The organism is Microbacterium arborescens, from assembly GCF_049707515.1.
Lineage (GTDB): Bacteria > Actinomycetota > Actinomycetes > Actinomycetales > Microbacteriaceae > Microbacterium > Microbacterium arborescens_B.
Genome location: NZ_JBNAFI010000001.1, coordinates 100,825 through 117,660 on the forward strand (window position 1 = coordinate 100,825; position 16,836 = coordinate 117,660).

At 71.0% G+C, this 16,836-nt stretch carries 14 protein-coding genes; 9 read left to right on the forward strand and 5 right to left on the reverse strand.

From position 1 onward, the window contains the following. From ACPYN5_RS00465 to ACPYN5_RS00475, 3 genes are read left to right on the forward strand one after another with little or no spacing between them, the layout of a single operon-like run. Nucleotides 1-615 carry a hypothetical protein gene (locus ACPYN5_RS00465; RefSeq protein WP_424447019.1) on the forward strand — a complete coding sequence of 205 codons (615 nt, stop codon included), beginning with the start codon at nt 1-3 and terminating at the stop codon, nt 613-615. Next, nucleotides 612-1,496 carry a hypothetical protein gene (locus tag ACPYN5_RS00470; protein WP_424447020.1) on the forward strand — a complete coding sequence of 295 codons (885 nt, stop codon included), beginning with the start codon at nt 612-614 and terminating at the stop codon, nt 1,494-1,496. The genes ACPYN5_RS00465 and ACPYN5_RS00470 overlap by 4 nt, the downstream gene beginning before the upstream one ends. 59 nt (nt 1,497-1,555) lie before the next feature. Next, nucleotides 1,556-2,167 carry a hypothetical protein gene (locus tag ACPYN5_RS00475; protein ID WP_424447021.1) on the forward strand — a complete coding sequence of 204 codons (612 nt, stop codon included), beginning with the start codon at nt 1,556-1,558 and terminating at the stop codon, nt 2,165-2,167. Between the two features lie 33 nt (nt 2,168-2,200). Here the strand turns inward: ACPYN5_RS00475 and ACPYN5_RS00480 are convergent, their stop codons facing one another. Then, on the reverse strand, nt 2,201-2,731 hold the full coding sequence (locus ACPYN5_RS00480; RefSeq protein WP_424447022.1) for a ribonuclease H family protein: 531 nt from the start codon (nt 2,729-2,731) through the stop codon (nt 2,201-2,203). A 107-nt stretch (nt 2,732-2,838) separates the two neighbouring features. Between ACPYN5_RS00480 and ACPYN5_RS00485 the strand changes: the two genes are divergently transcribed. Genes ACPYN5_RS00485 through ACPYN5_RS00500 form a run of 4 tightly spaced genes read left to right on the forward strand, consistent with a single transcriptional unit; the run spans nt 2,839 to nt 7,192 of the window. Then, the gene (locus tag ACPYN5_RS00485) at nt 2,839-3,501 is read left to right on the forward strand and encodes a GntR family transcriptional regulator (RefSeq protein ID WP_424447023.1); all 663 of its coding nucleotides are present in this window, start codon (nt 2,839-2,841) and stop codon (nt 3,499-3,501) included. Beyond that, nucleotides 3,498-5,018, forward strand: a complete 1,521-nt coding sequence (locus ACPYN5_RS00490; RefSeq protein ID WP_424447024.1) for an MmgE/PrpD family protein — start codon at nt 3,498-3,500, stop codon at nt 5,016-5,018. Before ACPYN5_RS00485 ends, ACPYN5_RS00490 begins: the two co-directional genes overlap by 4 nt. After that, nucleotides 5,018-5,944, forward strand: a complete 927-nt coding sequence (gene prpB, locus ACPYN5_RS00495) for a methylisocitrate lyase (RefSeq protein ID WP_424447025.1) — start codon at nt 5,018-5,020, stop codon at nt 5,942-5,944. Before ACPYN5_RS00490 ends, prpB begins: the two co-directional genes overlap by 1 nt. 57 nt (nt 5,945-6,001) lie before the next feature. Beyond that, the gene (locus tag ACPYN5_RS00500; protein WP_424447026.1) at nt 6,002-7,192 is read left to right on the forward strand and encodes a bifunctional 2-methylcitrate synthase/citrate synthase; all 1,191 of its coding nucleotides are present in this window, start codon (nt 6,002-6,004) and stop codon (nt 7,190-7,192) included. A 19-nt stretch (nt 7,193-7,211) separates the two neighbouring features. Here the strand turns inward: ACPYN5_RS00500 and ACPYN5_RS00505 are convergent, their stop codons facing one another. Continuing rightward, nucleotides 7,212-10,988, reverse strand: coding sequence for a choice-of-anchor I family protein (locus ACPYN5_RS00505; RefSeq protein WP_424447027.1), 3,777 nt, complete (start codon nt 10,986-10,988; stop codon nt 7,212-7,214). Between the two features lie 119 nt (nt 10,989-11,107). On the opposite strand from ACPYN5_RS00505, the gene ACPYN5_RS00510 reads away from it, so the two are divergent. Continuing rightward, the gene (locus ACPYN5_RS00510; RefSeq protein WP_424447029.1) at nt 11,108-11,884 is read left to right on the forward strand and encodes an enoyl-CoA hydratase-related protein; all 777 of its coding nucleotides are present in this window, start codon (nt 11,108-11,110) and stop codon (nt 11,882-11,884) included. A 423-nt stretch (nt 11,885-12,307) separates the two neighbouring features. Here ACPYN5_RS00510 and ACPYN5_RS00515 read toward each other — a convergent pair whose 3' ends face one another. From ACPYN5_RS00515 to ACPYN5_RS00525, 3 genes are all read right to left on the reverse strand, one after another. Further along, a complete protein-coding gene (locus ACPYN5_RS00515; protein ID WP_424447030.1) occupies nt 12,308-13,492 on the reverse strand; it encodes an HNH endonuclease signature motif containing protein in 1,185 nt (394 codons plus the stop codon). A gap of 509 nt (nt 13,493-14,001) precedes the next feature. Then, complete coding sequence (locus tag ACPYN5_RS00520) at nt 14,002-14,508, reverse strand: GNAT family N-acetyltransferase (protein WP_424447031.1); 507 nt, start codon at nt 14,506-14,508, stop codon at nt 14,002-14,004. Nucleotides 14,509-14,573: 65 nt separating this feature from the next. Next, nucleotides 14,574-15,515 carry a hypothetical protein gene (locus ACPYN5_RS00525; protein ID WP_424447032.1) on the reverse strand — a complete coding sequence of 314 codons (942 nt, stop codon included), beginning with the start codon at nt 15,513-15,515 and terminating at the stop codon, nt 14,574-14,576. Nucleotides 15,516-15,661: 146 nt separating this feature from the next. On the opposite strand from ACPYN5_RS00525, the gene ACPYN5_RS00530 reads away from it, so the two are divergent. Next, complete coding sequence (locus tag ACPYN5_RS00530) at nt 15,662-16,714, forward strand: LacI family DNA-binding transcriptional regulator (protein WP_424447033.1); 1,053 nt, start codon at nt 15,662-15,664, stop codon at nt 16,712-16,714. Nucleotides 16,715-16,836: the final 122 nt, after the last annotated feature.

The window sequence follows — 16,836 nt, forward strand, 5'->3', positions numbered from 1 at the left end:
ATGATCTCTACGGATGCCGCCGCTGCCGGTGTTCCTGTCCCGGTGCTGCTGTCTGCTCGACCCGACCCGGAGCTGTGGTCGCTCGTGCCCGTTGCCGAAGAGGCCGATCGCTGGCTGCGTGGGCTGATCGAGACGCACGGGCGCGGCGACGAGCAGCGCATCGTGGACGCGGGGATACTCGCGCTCCGCACGCAGGTCGAGACCGACGCGGCGCTCGTCTTCCTGCTCCATGACGACCGGGCCGCGATCGTCGCGTCGCTCTCGCTCTTCGCCTATGCCGATGTGCCGGCGCCGACGGACGCCGCCGACGCGCTCTGTGTCGCCGAGGCGCTGACCCTCACGCCCTGGCAGGGCGAGGCGATCGATGTCGCGCTCGGGGATCACCGCGGATGGCGGATCACGGTCCTGGAGTCCGCGGACGGCGCTTCGACCTCGGGCGGGCAGGCACCGAATCCCACCGTGTTCATCGCCGACTTCGTGTCGACGCTGTACTTCCTCGACGTGGCGGGAGGGCTCGTCATGGCCGTCCTGTCGCCCCTTCGGCCGGAGGCCGCGTTCGTGGCGCAACGGGCCGCCGAGCAGGTCTTGGCGACACTCGAGGTGAGCCCCGCATGATGCCGGTGTCGGACGAGCAGGTCGAGACGCTGGTCGCGCGTGCCAAGCCGCGGGTCGAGTCAGCCATGGCCCTGCCGCAGTTCACGCCCGGCATGGCCGAGGTCAACGTGTTCGACGTCGCCGGCCAGCGGGCCATCGCCGATCGCGCTTCGGACGCGGTTCGCGGCCTCGGGGCTGAGGCGGTGCGACGGGCGAAGAGCGGACTCGTCCGCGACTTCGGGGCGCGCAACCCCGAGCGCGGCTGGATCGGTTTCGCGATGTTCCTCTCGGTCGTGGCGAGCGTGTTGACGGCCGCCTTCGCGTCGGGCATCCGATCCGACCCGGCAGATGTGGCGACCGTGGCGACTGTCCTCGGTGTCGTCGCCGCCCTCGCGAACGCGATCTCGCTTGCGGGCTCGAGGCTGAAACCGTTGAACCGGTTCGTCCTTCGCATGCAGGTCGTCATCTGCATCGCCCTGGCGGCCGCGGTGGCGCTGAGCTTCTCGAACGGGCTCATCGGCCCCGCCACGGCGCAACTGGTGTGCCTGGTCGTCACGGTGATCGTGGGCATTGTCGTCGTCGTCGTGCGCGGGCGCGATGCCGAGGCGACGCGACAGATCGATCTCGGCGTCGAGCGTGCCTACCTGGGCGCGATCGATGAGGTGGAGGCGGGGGCGCGCGACGCGCAGCGACGTCTCGACGCGGAGCTGGATCCCGCGACAGCTGCGGTGATCGCACGCGTTCGCTCGGTGCTGTTCGCCGAGCTGGGAAAGCGCAATGCGGCCCTTGCTGCGTTCGACTCGTCTGCCCCGGTCGGGTCGGCCGTGATCGCCGCGCACACCGATCCCGATCGCTGGCTTCCGGCCTCCGTCGCTAAGACGCGGAAGCAGACCGCCCGATAGTCCCCGCCGGTGACCGCCGAAGCGGTCGACACCGCTGGCACCCCGATGGAAGGAACCCCATGTCGCTGCGCGCGGAGCTGATCGGTGAGACCGTGAACGACCCGTCTTTCGCGGTGCTCCTGCCCACCGGCTGGGAGGCTCACACCCCCGAGTTCGCGTCGATGGACGAGCGTGTCGATGCCGCTGTCGCCGGGCTCCCGGTAGCTTCTCGTGGGGCCGCGCTCGCTGCGTTGCGCGAGACGCTGGCCTCGGCTCGCGCCGAGGCGACCCGTGCCGACGTCATCCGGGTGTTCTCGCCGTCGCAGGTCGGCGAAGACGACGCGATCCCGGTGTCGCTCGTCGCCTCGTGGCTCGCTGCGCCCGCGGGTGCGACGGCATCCGATCTGGGGTCGACGATGGTGCAGCGCTTCCGAGCCCGGCCGCTCGACGAACGCGGCACGATCCTGAAGTGGTCCGCCGCGAAGACCTCCACCATCGAAGGCGCGGAGGTGCGGACGGCCGGCCACGGCTATCTCGTCCGCGTGCCCGACGAGACCAAGCGTGCGCTCGTCTTCCGATCGACGATCCTGCACAGCGCCGGCGGGACGGAGATCCCCGACGACGGCATCGCCGCGATGGAGCTCGTCTGCGACGCGATCGTCGCGAGCGTCCGGTGGCGCCGGCGAGACTGACGTCCAGCACTGCTCGCGCCGTGCCGTCGCGCGTCAGCGCTTCTTCTTCGGGGCCTCCGACACGTCGAGCTTCTCGTGCAGCCCGCCCAGCGACGACCACGCGCTCGCGGTGCCCTTCGCGGCGTGCTCGGCACCGCGCACGGCCCGCTCGTCGGCCCACTCGTTGAGGACGTGGCCGCGGTGGCCGCGGACGTGTTCCAGGATGACGTCCGGCAGGCCGCGCGCCCGTCGGGCGTCCCGGGCGACGATGAGCTGCTCGAGGATGTCGCGGTTCTTCGTGGGCGCGCCGGTCGAGGTCTTCCAGCCGCGGCGGCGGTGGCCGTCCATCCACGACGCGTAGGTGTCGATGGCGTACTTCGAGTCGGCCTGGACGACGAGCTCCCGGACGTCGGGGTGGTCTTCGATCGCCTTCAGCAGCCCGAGGAGCTCGCCGATGTTGTTGGTCCCCTCCGGGATGGCGCCCGCAGCCCAGTGGCCGTCCTCGCCGACCCAGGCCCAGCCGGTCGGTCCGGGATTGCCCTTGCAGGCGCCGTCGGTGGCCACGGTGTATCGGTCGGAACTCACTCGGGCAAGGCTACCCGGCGCCGGCCGATGGGCCGGTTGTGTATACGATGCGCGACTTCTCTGGCATGAATGATCGCCCGGATGCCATCTGTGTATACACTCGCACTATGGCGACCGAGGGTGGAGCACGAGCGGGAGAACGCGCATACGCGATTCTGCTTCGCGAGATCCAGCACGGCGATCTCGCTCCCGGCGCCGTCCTCGCCGAAGTGGAGCAGGCGACGCGGCTCGGCGTCAGTCGCACGCCGCTGCGCGAAGCCCTCCGCCGCCTGGCCGCCGATGGGCTCGTCCGTCAGGCGTCCCCCCGCGTCACGGTCGTCGCCGACATCGACCGCGACGACATCCGGTCGCTGTTCGAGGTGCGACGTGCCCTCGAGGAGACCGCGGCTCGGCTCGCCGCGCGGAGCGGTGACGCCCCCGTGTTCGGCGAGCTCGCGGCGGCGTTCGAACGCACGGGGCAGCACGGGACCTCCGCCACCGGCGACCCCGATGCCTACTACGACCTCATCGCCCGCTTCGACGCGGCGCTCGACGAGGTCGCCGGCAACGCCTACCTGACGTCGGCGCTGACCAAGGTGCGGGCCCATCTCGTCCGCGTCCGCCGGCTCGCGCGCGACAACCCCGCGCGGCTCGCCGCGTCGATCGGCGAGCACCGGCTCATCGCGAGCGCGATTGCCGCCGGCGACGCCGACCTCGCGGCGCACGCCACACACGTCCATCTGCACAACGCCCTGACCAGCATCCTCGACTCCCTGGAGGCATCCGCATGACCGTCAGCCACCCCGTCCGCGTTCACCGCAGCGACGAAGAGCTCGCGCGCGAGGATCAGCTCGCCTGGAAGATCGCCGAGGTCGCCGTCGACCCCGTCGCGGTCGAGGCCGAGGTCGTCGAGATGATCATCAACCGCGTCATCGACAACGCCGCAGTGGCGGCGGCCTCCCTCACTCGTGCGCCGGTCAGCTCGGCGCGCGCGCAGGCGCTCGACCACCCGGTCTCGCGCGGCGGCGCCGGCGCGAGCGTGTTCGGGGTCACGGATGTCACGAGCCCCGAGTGGGCCGCGTGGGCCAACGGTGTCGCCGTGCGGGAGCTCGATTACCACGACACGTTCCTCGCCGCCGACTACTCGCACCCCGGCGACAACATCCCGCCGATCCTCGCGGTCGCGCAGCACGTGGGCGCCGACGGCGCAGCGCTCGTGCGGGGGCTCGCGACCGGATACGAGATCCAGATCGACCTCGTGCGCGCCATCTGCCTGCACAAGCACAAGATCGACCACGTCGCCCACCTCGGGCCCTCGGCCGCGGCGGGCATCGGCACCCTGCTCGGCCTCGACGCCGCGACGATCTACCAGGCGGTCGGGCAGGCGCTGCACACGACGACGGCTACCCGCCAGTCGCGCAAGGGCGAGATCTCGACGTGGAAGGCGCACGCGCCCGCCTTCGCCGGCAAGCTCGCCGTCGAGGCCGTCGACCGGGCCATGCGCGGTGAGACGAGTCCGAACCCGATCTACGAGGGCGAGGACGGCGTCATCGCGTGGCTGCTCGATGGGCCGGATGCCGCATACGCCGTGCCGCTTCCGGGGCCGGGCGAGGCCAAGCGCGGCATCCTCGACTCGTACACGAAGGAGCACTCTGCGGAGTACCAGGCGCAGGCGTGGATCGACCTCGCGCGAAAGCTCCACGGCGCGCACCCCGAGCTCGTCGACCCCGCGAACGTCGAGGGCATCGTGCTGCACACGAGTCACCACACGCACTACGTCATCGGCTCGGGCGCGAACGACCCGCAGAAGTACGACCCGACCGCCTCGCGGGAGACGCTCGACCACTCGATCCCGTACATCTTCGCGGTCGCCCTGCAGGACGGCGGCTGGCACCACGTGGACTCGTACACGCCCGAACGGGCGGCCCGCCCCGACACCGTGGCCCTGTGGCAGAAGATCACGACGGCCGAGGACGCCGAGTGGACCCGTCGCTACCACTCCGACGATCCCGCCGAGAAGGCGTTCGGCGGCCGGGTCGAGATCCGCCTCGTCGACGGCTCGACGCTCGTCGACGAGATCGCCGTCGCCGACGCTCATCCGCTCGGTGCTCGGCCGTTCGCCCGGGAGGACTACATCCGCAAGTTCCGGATCCTCGCCGAGCCGGTTCTCGAGCCTGCGGAGATCGAGCGGTTCCTCGATCTCGCGCAGCGCCTTCCCGAGCTGAGCGTCGACGAGGTGCGCGAACTGAACATCGTCGCCCAGGGCGGCGTCATCGCCTCCGCCCCGAACCCCCGAGGACTCTTCTGATGCTGTACTCGCAGACCACGGCGGCCGAGAAGCGCCGCATCCTCCGCGACCGCCTGGCGAGCGGCGAGACGCTGCGGTTCCCGGGCGCCTTCAACCCGCTGTCCGCCCGGCTCATCGAGCAGCACGGCTTCGAGGGCGTCTACGTCTCGGGAGCCGTCATCGCCGCCGACCTCGGGCTGCCCGACGTCGGCCTCACGACGCTCAGCGAGGTCGCGGGCCGCGGCCAGCAGATCGCGCGGATGACCGAGCTGCCGGCGATCATCGACGCCGACACCGGGTTCGGCGAGCCCATGAACGTCGCCCGCACGATCCAGACCCTCGAAGACGCCGGGCTCGCCGGATGCCATATCGAGGACCAGGTCAATCCCAAGCGATGCGGCCACCTCGACGGTAAGAGCGTCGTCGACGAGGACACCGCGGTGAACCGCATCCGGGCCGCCGTCGACGCCCGCCGCGACGAGAACTTCCTCATCATGGCGCGCACCGACGTTCGGGCGATCGACGGGATGGATGCCGCCGTCGACCGCGCCCGCGCGCTCGTCGACGCGGGCGCCGACGCGATCTTCCCCGAGGCGATGCGCGACCTCGCCGAGTTCGAGGCGATGGCGGCCGCCGTCGACGTCCCGATCCTCGCGAACATGACCGAGTTCGGGAAGTCGGAGCTGTTCACGGTGGATCAGCTGCGCGACGCCGGTGTGCGCATCGTCATCTGGCCCGTGTCGTTGCTGCGGATCGCGATGGGGGCGGCGGGCCGGGCGCTCGACGAGCTCACCGCGGCGGGCAGCCTTTCGGCGAAGGTCGGCGAGATGCAGCATCGCGCCGACCTGTACGACCTCGTCGACTACGAGGGGTACACGCGGTTCGATTCCTCGGTTTTCGACTTCACGCTGTCGAGTCGCCAGAATGGGGCGATCGACAGGCACTGAGGCCGCGGATCCTGGCCGCTCGACGGAGCCGGCTACTCAACGGAGAGGGAACAGAGGATGACCGAGCAAGACGTCCGTAAAGGGCTCGTGGGGGTCGTCGCCGATGTGACGGCGATCTCGAAGGTGAACCCCGAGACCAACTCGCTGCTCTACCGCGGCTACCCGGTGCAGGAGCTCGCCGCGACGCAGCCCGTCGACGCGGTCGCTCACCTGCTGTGGCACGGCGAGCTGCCGACCGACGACCAGCTCGCCGAGCAGCGCCGGCAGGCGAGGCCTCAGCGCGCGCTCCCGCCGGAATTGCGCGAGGTGATCGACCGGATGCCGCTGGACGCGCACCCCATGGACGAGGTGCGCACCGCGGTGAGCGTGCTCGGCGCGCTCGACACCGCCGGCGCGGCATCCGTGCTCGATGCGGTCGGGACGCCCGAGCGGAACCTCGAACGGAGCCTCCGCCTGTTCGCCGTGCTGCCGGCGATCGTGGCATACGGGCAGCGGCGCCGGCGCGGGCTCGACCCCGTCGACCCGCGCGACGACCTCGACGATGCGGCCAACTTCCTGTGGATGACCTTCGGCGAGGAACCGGCGCCCGTGGTCGCGGACGCGTTCAATCGGTCGCTCATCCTCTACGCCGAGCACTCGTTCAACGCCTCGACGTTCACCGGCCGGGTCATCGCGTCGACGCTGAGCGACCTGTATTCGGCGGTGGTCGGCGCGATCGGCGCGCTCAAGGGGCCGCTGCACGGCGGTGCGAACGAGGCCGTCATGCATGTGTTCGACGAGATCGGGGATGCCGCCGGCGTCGAGGCCTGGCTCGACCGGGCGCTCGCCGAGAAGCGCAAGATCATGGGGTTCGGGCACCGCGTGTACAAGCGCGGCGACTCTCGCGTGCCGACGATGAAGGCGGCGCTCGACACGCTGGTCGAGCACTACGACCGGCCGGATGTCGGCGAGCTCTACGAGACGCTCGAGCGGGAGTTCACGCAGCGCAAGGGCATCTATCCCAACCTCGACTACCCCTCGGGCCCCGCCTACAACCTCATGGGGTTCGACACCGTGACCTTCACGCCGCTGTTCGTCGCGGCGCGCGTCGTGGGGTGGACGGCGCACATCATGGAGCAGTACGCCGCGAACGCTCTCATCCGTCCGCTCGCGGCCTACGAGGGGCCCGCCGAGCGTCACGTCGACGGGTACGTCGCCGACGAGGCGGAGGTTGAAGCCGCCGAGCGTCCGGAGGAAGCCGCGGGCTGACGGCTTCCTCCGGACGTGCTCAAACGGTGCGGCGGCGGCGCGCGGCGACCAGCAGACCGCCGGCGGCGAGGGCGAGGATGCCCGCGACCGCGAAGCCGATCGGCATGGTCCCACCCGTCACGGCGATCGTGCCGGCGGGTGCAGCCGCGGTCACGGTGACGCTCACCTCGATCGGCGCGAGCGAGCCCGACGTCACGACGAGGCGGTGAGCGCCCGTCGCGAAGTCACGGGGGATCGCGACGGTGAAGGCGGTGCGCCCCGAGGCATCGGCCGCGGGGATGCCCGAGACGACGATCGGCTCGCTGAACAGGGTCGCGGCGATCTGCTGCCCCGGCTCGAGCCCCGCCACCGTGACCTCGAGGGTGCCGCCCTGCGCGACCGTGTCGTTCTCGAGCGTGACCGTCGCCCACGGCTGTGCCGGTTCGCCGTCGCCGGGCTCGCCGTCGCCGGGGGCTCCGGGGCCGGGGAAGCCGGGCTGCTCGACCGGGGGCTGCTCACCCGCGACATACGCGCGGTTGGCCGGCGACGGAGCGACCGGGCCCACCGCGGCGAAGAACTCCACGGTGGCCTGCAGGTCGACCTGGCCCGAGTCGGCCGGGCGCGACCCCTCCGCGAAGGTGCCGAAGTTGTCGCCACCGCCCGCGAGGAAGGAGTTCGTCACGACCCGGACGACGGTGGAGGAGTCGTCGAGTGCGAGCTGCTCGCCGTTCAGCTGCATTGAGCGGATGTGCGAGCCTGTCGCCGCCGCCGGGTCGTACTCGAAGGTGAAGCCCTTCGACACGCCCATCGCGAGCTTCGGGCGCGACGCACCCTCGGGCTGCCACTGCTCCTCGAGCACCTGCTTGATCTGCGCCGGAGTCAGCTCGAGGGTGACGAGCGTGTTGGCGAAGGGCTGGACGTTGGCGACCTCGCGGTACGAGACGGCGCCCTGGTCGTCGCCGAACAGGAGGTCGCTGCGCAGTCCGCCGGGGTTCATGAACGCGACCTCGGCCTTCTCGCCGCCGTACCCGGGGTTCTGCGTGGTGGCCCACAGGTAGACGTCGGCGACGGTGTTGCCGAGGGTCGAGTGCACGCCCCGATCCTCCGCGCCCGCCGCGGTCTTGCCGCGGAGGATGTCGGCCGTGATCGAGCCGACCTGCACGCGCCCCTTCTCGTCGGCCACGAGCACCGCAGCGTCGACGACGGCCTTGGTGTCGAGGTCGGGGTAGGCGATCTGCTGTCCGACGGTCGCGTCGTACAGCGGCACCGTGGTTCCGGTGATGGACTCGAGGTCGCCGGCATCCGTCAGCTCGATGTCGAGAGAGCCGAGCGTCGTGCCGTACTGGTGCGCCTGGATCACCGGGCGGCCCCCGATCTCGCACGCGTACTTCTGGTGCGTGTGCGCCGAGACGATCGCGTCGATGTCCCCGGACGCGCCGCGGACCAGATCGCCGAAGTCGCCGGCCTCGGTCGCGATCGCGGCGCAGTCCGCGCCGGCCGAACCCTCGTGCGCGAGGAGCACCACGACGTCTGCGCCCTCGGCGACCGCCGCACCCGCGGCGTCGTTGGCCGCTTCGACCTGATCGCGGAACTCGATGCCCGCGATGCCCTGGGGGCTGACCATGCCGGCCGTCTGCTGCGTGACCGTGCCGACGAACGCGACCTGCGTGCCGTCGACGTCCTTGATCGTGTACGGCTTCAGCGCGTGCTCGTCGGTGCCCTTCACGAACACGTTGGCGCCCAGTGCGAGGTCGCTGAACGCGTCGGCGTTCTCGTCGCCCTCGTAGCCAGGGATGACCCGGTCAGTCAAGTCGGCGAAGCCGCGGTCGAACTCGTGGTTGCCGACGGCGCTGACGTCGAGTCCTGTGGTGCGGAGGGCGTCGATCGTCGGGGTGTCGGCGTCGATGAACGACTCGAACGCGGATGCGCCGATGTTGTCGCCCGCCGAGACGAACAGGGTGTTCGGGTTCTGCTGGCGGAACTTCGAGACGGCGCCGGCAAGCACGGCCGCGCCCGCTACGCCGTTGGACTCGGGTACGAGGCGACCGTGGAAGTCGTTGATCGTCAGGATGCGGATGTCGGGCTGGGCCGCCGGCGCGCCGCCGATCAGCTGCTCGACGCCGTAGACCGTCGTGGTTCCCGAGACCTCGTTGCCCACGACCAGGAGCGGCTGGCCCGAGGGCGAGCGGTGGGCGGGGATGAACTGGATGCCTTCGGGGCCGAGGTCGCCGGCGGCCGGCGAGGCCGGGTCTGCCGCGGTGAAGTCGCGGTTGTTGACGTACGTGACGTAGGTCGGAGCCGCGGGGTCCGTGATGTCGTACACGATCACCCCGCCGACGCGCTCGAATCCGATGAACGCGTACGTGCGGCCGCCTACGGTGCCGATCGAGAGGTTCTCGGGCTCGGGGCCCTTGTCGTCGCTGCGCCCCTCGAGGTTGGCCTCGGTGTGGTTGGAGTTGAAGAACTCGGGCGCGACGCGCGCGAGGATCTGCTCGAAGTCGTCACCCGAGTCGAACACGAGCTGACCGTCGGTGCCCCAGATCGAGAACGAGCGCGAGCCGAAGGCGTAGAGCTCTTCGTAGCAGCTGCCGTCGTCGCGGAGGCCGTTCTCGGTGGTGACGTTCAGGCGGCCGAGTGCGCTGTCGGCGAGCTGGCCGGCGAGCGACGTGTCGGCGCAGACGGGCGCCAGCCCGTCGGAGCCCAGGTCCTTGACGCGGGTGCCCTCGGCGTAGTCGCCCCACTCGCGGGCGTCGCCCTCGTTCGCGGTGACGAGGTAGGTGGATGCCTTGCCGCCGGTGGTGGCCGAGTACGACTGGATCCCGTCGGGCAGGTACATGCCCTTCAAGCCCGGGAACGTGCGGATGTCGATCGCGTCGTCGCGGTCGCTCGGGTCGATGCCGTGCCCGTCGACGCCGTGGTCGGCGAAGCCGAGGGGGAGGACCGCGGTCACCTCCGCCTTGACGAGGTCGACGACGGCGATCGCGTTGGCCTCCTGGAGCGCCGCGTAGGCGGTGGTGCCGTCGACGGTGAGGTACTCGGGCTCGAGGTTGCGGCTGACGCGGTTCGCGGTGAGAGGGCGGTCTCCCTGGTCGGGCGCGGCCACGTCGGGACCGAAGACGCGGACCTCGGGGTCGAGCTGCTTCGCGCCGCCGGCCTCGAAGGCGCCGAATCCGGCGATGCGGACGGCCGACTGGTCGGGAGCGGTGAGGCTCTTCGGCAGAGCGACGACGCCGATGGAGCCTTCCGGGTCTCGGGAGAAGTCGTCGGCGGGCTCGCCCTCGTTGGCCACGACCGCGTATGCGCCGTCCTTGGAGATGGTGACCATGTCGGGCAGGGCGCCCACGGTGACCGATCCGAAGCGAGCGGATGCCGCGTCGTCGGCGTTCGCGTCGAAGAACACGAGCGATCCGTTCGCCGTCTTGTCCTCCGCTTCGAAAGCGACGACTCCCAGTCCGTCGTCGCGGATGGCGAGGGAGTTGGCAGTGCCCGCGTCGGCGAGGGTGAACAGCTCGCGCGGCACCGTCGGGTCGCTGTTGTCGAGCACCGTGACGGATCCGGCTTGCGCGTTGACGACGTAGAGGCGGTCGCGGTACGACTGCACGATCTCCGCGGCCGACTCGTCGAAGACGCCGGTCTCGTGGGTTCCGATCGGGGTGAGGGCGAGCGTCGCGCCGGGGGCGGAGTCGACGATCGGGTCCGGCACGATCGCCGCGGATGCCGCAGTGAGCGGGGTCAGCGCCAGTGTGCAGGTGAGTGCGGCCGTGGCGACGGCGGCGAGCGTGCGGGGAACCGCGCGGTTCCGGGCAGGCGAAGGCATAGGTGTCCTCTGGTCGGGTGAACGGGTGCATGTCGTGACTACTCCGCCCATGTGTCCGGAATGTGAATCGACGGCAACGGGCCGGAGACGTGCGGAGGGGCGCGTGGCACGATGAGGGGATGAGCGACTACACCACGATCGTCACCGAGACGCGAGGGCGCGTCGGCTGGGTGACGCTGAACCGGCCCGAGGCGCTGAACGCGCTGAACTCCACCCTCGTGACCGAGCTCGCTGATGCGGCGACGGCGTTCGACCGGGATGAGGCGATCGGAGCGATCGTCGTGACGGGCTCGGAGCGAGCGTTCGCGGCGGGCGCCGACATCAAGGAGATGGCCGGCAAGAGTGCGCGGGACATGTCTATCGACAATCCCTTCGCGGCGCTGGAGGACTTCGCCCGGGTGCGGACGCCCGTCGTCGCCGCCGTCGCCGGGTTCGCTCTGGGCGGTGGGTGCGAGCTGGCGATGATGTGCGACATCGTGCTCGCCGCCGACACCGCGGTGTTCGGCCAGCCCGAGATCGACCTCGGAGTCATCCCGGGTATCGGGGGGACGCAGCGGCTGACGCGGGCGATCGGCTACTACAAGGCCGCCGAGCTCGTGCTGACCGGACGCCGGATGCCGGCGGACGAGGCCGAGCGTGCCGGGCTTGTGTCACGAGTCGTGCCGGCGGCGCAGCTGCTCGACGAGGCCGGCGCGGTGGCCGAGCGGATCGCTTCGCGGTCGCTTCCCGTCGTGTACGCGGCGAAGCAGGCGCTGCGTGCTTCGCAGGAGACAACGACCGCGGAGGGGCTTCGTCTCGAGCGGACGCTCTTCGCATCGCTGTTCGCCCTCGAGGACCAGAAGGAAGGCATGGCAGCCTTCGCCGAGAAGCGCAGCCCGGAGTTCCGGCACCGCTGACCTATTCGGGCGGAAGGCTCGGCGTCGCGGTTCGCGCTGATGCGGTTCGTGCTGTCGCGGGTCGCGCTGATGGGGTTCGCGAAGTCGCGGTTCGCGATAGCGCTGCTCGCGCTGATGTGCTTCGTGCTGACGGGGTTCTCGGCAACGGGGCGGTCCTGGACTGGTCGAGCTTTCGATCGGCGGCAGCGTCGCCGTGCGGCCGTTGCTTACAGGATGAAATGCCCCGATGAGCTACCCGCTGGGGGGCGGCTCGTCGGGGGCGCCCGGAGGTGTCGCGCGCCGGGAGCGCTCGGCGGTGTCGCGCGCCAGGGCGCGCTCGGAGGTGTCGCGCGCCGGGGCGTGTTTGCAGGGTATTGCGCGCCAGGGGTCGCCTGGAGGTGTCTCGCTCTCGGGAGACGCGGCGGCAGCGCGCGCTGACGGATCTCAGAAGGGTGGTGGGGCGTCGGGCGGCCCGCCCGTTCCCGCGCCCGGTGGTGGTGGGTTCGCGGTGTCGATCGTGAAGCACACCGCCGGTATCGGGACGTCTTCGCGGTAGACCCGGCCCAGGGGTGAGGTCCATTCGAGAACCCCACCGCCAACTTGCCGGACTCCCCACTTGGTGAATTGCTTCATGGAGTGGTGTCTTTGGCAGAGGTGGGCGAGGTTGAAGATGTGGGTGTGCCCGCCTGTGGCGTAGTCGATGGTGTGGTCGATCTCGCAGCGGATCGCGGCACGCCGGCATCCGGGGAATCGGCAGTGCTGGTCGCGGGCGGTGAGGAGCTTCTTCATCGACGCGGTCGGCCGGTATGTGTCGACCTCGACGGGGGTGCGGGTGACGGGGTCGATGAAGAGCCGGTCCCACTCGGACACCTGACCCGCGAGCTTGCGGGCGCTCTCCGCGTCGATCAGCGCAGCACCCACCACCTCGGCGGGATGCTCGTCCTTCCCCATCAACGTCTCGGCCGTGACGGCGACCTGCACGCGCCCGCGGATCGCGCCGAGCCCGCCGGCCCGGTCGGTCCCGTAGGTGGGGTCGACGACGGGCGCCCCGCCGAGGACGAGGTCGCTGAGGATGTCGGCGCGCAGCTGATCCATCGTCCGCACGTCGGGTGCCTCGCCCGGGGCCGCAGCGTCTGCAGCCGCTCCGGCACCTACCCGTGCGTCCTTGACCGCCTGGCCCATCTGCGTGAGTCGGTCGAGCATTCCCGCCGCGATCACCGTGGGGACCGTCGCGATCACATCCGACATCCCGTCGGGACCGTGCAGCATCCGCACACACCGTCCCGCGGCAGCCTCGCGGTGCCGCTGTGTGAACGACCGCTCATGCAGTTTCTCCGTCAGAGCCCGCAACGGCTCTCGGACTCGGGTGGCGATGTCGCGCTCGCATACCGCGATCGCCGCAGCCTCGAACTCCGCCCGCACTTCCGCGGGCACGCCGGCGCCGGCTTTCACGACGACGTCGACGTGGTCGCGGGTGATCCGGCGCGATTCCCACGCGGCGAACACGGCAGGGTAGTCATCCACGATCGTCAACGCGTGATCGATATCGGCCTGCAGTCGGCGGTCGCTGCGCCGCGCCAACCCTGCCGCCTCGGCCGCGACCGACCGCAGTTCCATGTCCGACGCCATCCCACGCACCCCATCACGGCGCGCCTCGCGCAGAGCCGACCGACCCAACTCGGCAAGCGCCCGCGTTGTGAGAATGTCAGCCGCGTGCGCCGCGTTCAGTGCCGCAGCGAACGTCGAGAACGCGTGGGCGTGCGGCGACGGATCGAGGTCCCCGCCCTGATCACGCTCAACGCGACTCGCTTGCATGTACCCATAATGACAGCGGGGTACGACATTCAAGTCGAATGTATGTACGGCTGTGGAACTTTCGTCATGGCCTCAGCTTGGGGAGGAATCAACCGCTCGACTCTCAACCCGGCGCGCCGGGCAGGGTCCGCCTCCGTTACCGATGACCGCCACTCGCCCGCTGCTGCGCGCTCTGTACGGCCGCCGCCAGCGCCGCCCGCCGCTTCCACGCCAAGATCAACGGGGCGCCGCCAGCATTGACCCGAAGGGCTAGCCCGCGCCTCAACGACGTACCGCCTTGCCACGCCGCCAGCACGCACGCCGGCGACATCCCGCACCGCGGGTCAGCGGACGAAGCGGACCTCGGTCAGCGTCTCGCCCAGGAACGGCTCGGTGTGGCTCTCTCCGTCGAGAGTGAAGCCGTTGCGCTCGTAGAAGCGGTGCGCGCGGGGGTTGTCGTCGGCGACCCAGAGGTAGATCTCCTCGTCCTTCTCGACGGCGGCGTCGAACAGGCGCTGGCCGATGCCGGTGCCGTGCCACGCGTCGAGGAGGTAGATGAAGTACAGCTCGCGCAGGCGCGGGGCGTCGCGATCGCGCGCGGGCCCCGAGCCGACGAATCCGACGATCTCGCCGCGGACGAGCGCGGCGTGCATCCGGAAGTCCGGGCCCTGCGATGCCCAGTGCGTCCACAGCTCGGCGAGACGCCGCGGCGAGACGCTCTGAAGGGCGGCGGTGCTGATGAGGTGGTCGTAGGTCTCGTGCCAGCAGGTGGCGTGCACGCGCCCGAGGGCTTCGGCGTCGACATCCCGCACCGGACGGACGACGATGTCGGTCTGCAGTTCGGCTTCCATGGCCAGACTCTACGCGCGGGTGGCGACGGGGTGAAATCGGTGCTCGGGGGTTGCGCGGCCGGCCGTCAGGCATCCGTCTCGATGGAGAGGAGGCCCAGCTCTCCGGGGCTCCAGCCCGCCGCCACGAGCCGGGTGCGCAGCGCGTCCTCGACGGCCTCCCGCTCGCCCTCGACGCGCAACCGTGTTCTCGAGCCCGACCCGTCGAGAACGGCGTCGGGGTCGAGCGTGCGGGCGACGACGAACAGGTCGTCGCGCATGCGACTGGCGCGGGCCGCGCCGAAGGCTGCGCGGACGAGGTCGAAGGCTCCCAGCGTGATCGACCATGCGGCGTCGCGGTCGTGCCGGGCATCGCCGTCCGGCCACTCCGGAACGCGTGCGGCACGGCGGTCCGAGAGGATCATGATCACCGCTGTGCCGCTGACGAGCACGAGGATGGTGCCGGCAACGGTCGTCGGGACTGCCGACAGGGCCCACCGGTAGAGCACCGAGTCCCAACCGACGGCGAGCCCGACGACGGCGCGGCACGCCGAAAAGGCGCCGTAAGCGCCCATCGCGCCGGCGAGCAGCCGCGAACCACGCCTGTCCGCCATGGCGGGATGCCGCGCCGCCACGCTCGCGAGGCCGCAGGCGACAGCGACGGCGATCACTTTCACCGCGAGCGACACCGGAAGCCCGACGACCGCGGTCACTACCCCCACGAATGCCGCGAGCAGGCAGGCGAGGCCCGCCCGGGCAGCGATGCCGCCGCTCAGTGACCCGAGCCCCGCGAAGACCAGGCCCGGGGCGAGGGTCATGGCGACGTCGCTGATGACGAGCGCGGCGGTGTCGCCGGTCCGCACGTGCACCGAGTACATGAGGCTCGACACGATCGCCGACAGTGCCGCGACCACGCCGAAGCGCAGAAGCCTCCCGCGTCGCCGCCAGTGCGGCCGCAGCGCGAAGAGCACGACGAGTCCGGCGATGGTCGCGACGCACGCCGCGACCAACGCGCCTCCTGCTGGAAGCACGGCCCACCCCCTGGCGCGCCGGCCGGCTGCGCGCTCCCTGGCAACTTAGCGGTCGAGGCGCCGGGGGAGAATTCGAGCCCGACATCGCGGGCCGCGAAGAGGAGCGTCGATCGGGCGACCGCCGGGGCGGGGCCTAGTCTGAGCACATGCCGAAGGAGAGATCCGGACGAGCGACCATGAAGGATGTCGCGGCGCTGGCCGGGGTCTCGGCGAAGACGGTTTCGAACGTCCTGACGGGCACGGCGGCGGTCCGCGCCGAGACGCAGCAGCGCGTCGAGACGGCGATGCGCGAGCTCGACTTCGTGCCCAACCTCAGCGCTCGGGGCCTGCGGAACGGCCGCTCGGGCGTGATCGCCATCGCTCTGCCCGATCTCGCGACGGCGTTCTCGGCCGAGATGCTGCACCACCTCGTCGACGCGGCGCACCAGCGCGGGTACGCCGTGCAGATCGAGGAGACCGCCCTCGAGCCCGAGCGTGAGCGCGACCTCGTCTCGCGCGCACGGCAGCACCTCGTCGACGGGGTCGTGCTGAACCCGATCCGGATCGAGGACAGCGTCGTCGACCGCGACGACCGGCTGCCTCCCGTCGTGCTCATCGGCGAGGTCGAGCAGCACGTCACCGACCGGGTGCTCGTCGACAGCCGGGCCGGCGCGCGCGACGCCGTCGCGCACCTCGTCGCGCGGGGCGCGCAGCGCATCGCTGCGATCGGGGGCGACGACCGGGCCGACCGGGCCACGGCCACGAGCCGCCTGCGTCTGGCGGGAATGATCGACGCGCTCGCCGACGCGGGGCTCCACCGCGACCCGCGCCGGGAGGTCAACCTGCTCCCCTGGAACATGGAGGCGGGGGCGGCGGGCGTCCGGACGCTGCTGGACCGCGGGATCGACTTCGACGCGGTGCTGTGCTTCACCGACTCCATCGCCGTCGGCGCGATGCACGAGCTTGCCGGAGCCGGCATCCGGGTTCCCGACGACGTGCTCGTCTGCGGCTTCGACGACATCGAGCAGGCGCGCTACACGACGCCCGAGCTGACGACGGTCTCGTTCGATCGGGAGGAGTTCGCCCGTGCGACGATCGCACTGCTCGAAGAGCGCATCGCGGCGCGCGACGTCGCCGTGCGAGCGGTCGCGATCGAGCATCGGGTCATCGCCCGCGCGAGTACCCAGGCAGTCCCGCGAGGCGTCTCCCCGCGGCGGTGAGACGCGGCGGTAAGACGCCTCAGCGAGACGCGGCAGCCTGACGCGGCGCCGAAGCGCGGCGCTGGATCCCGGGGTGAAGCGCGGCGCCGACGCGCCCGCCGACAGCGTCCGGACTACCTCTT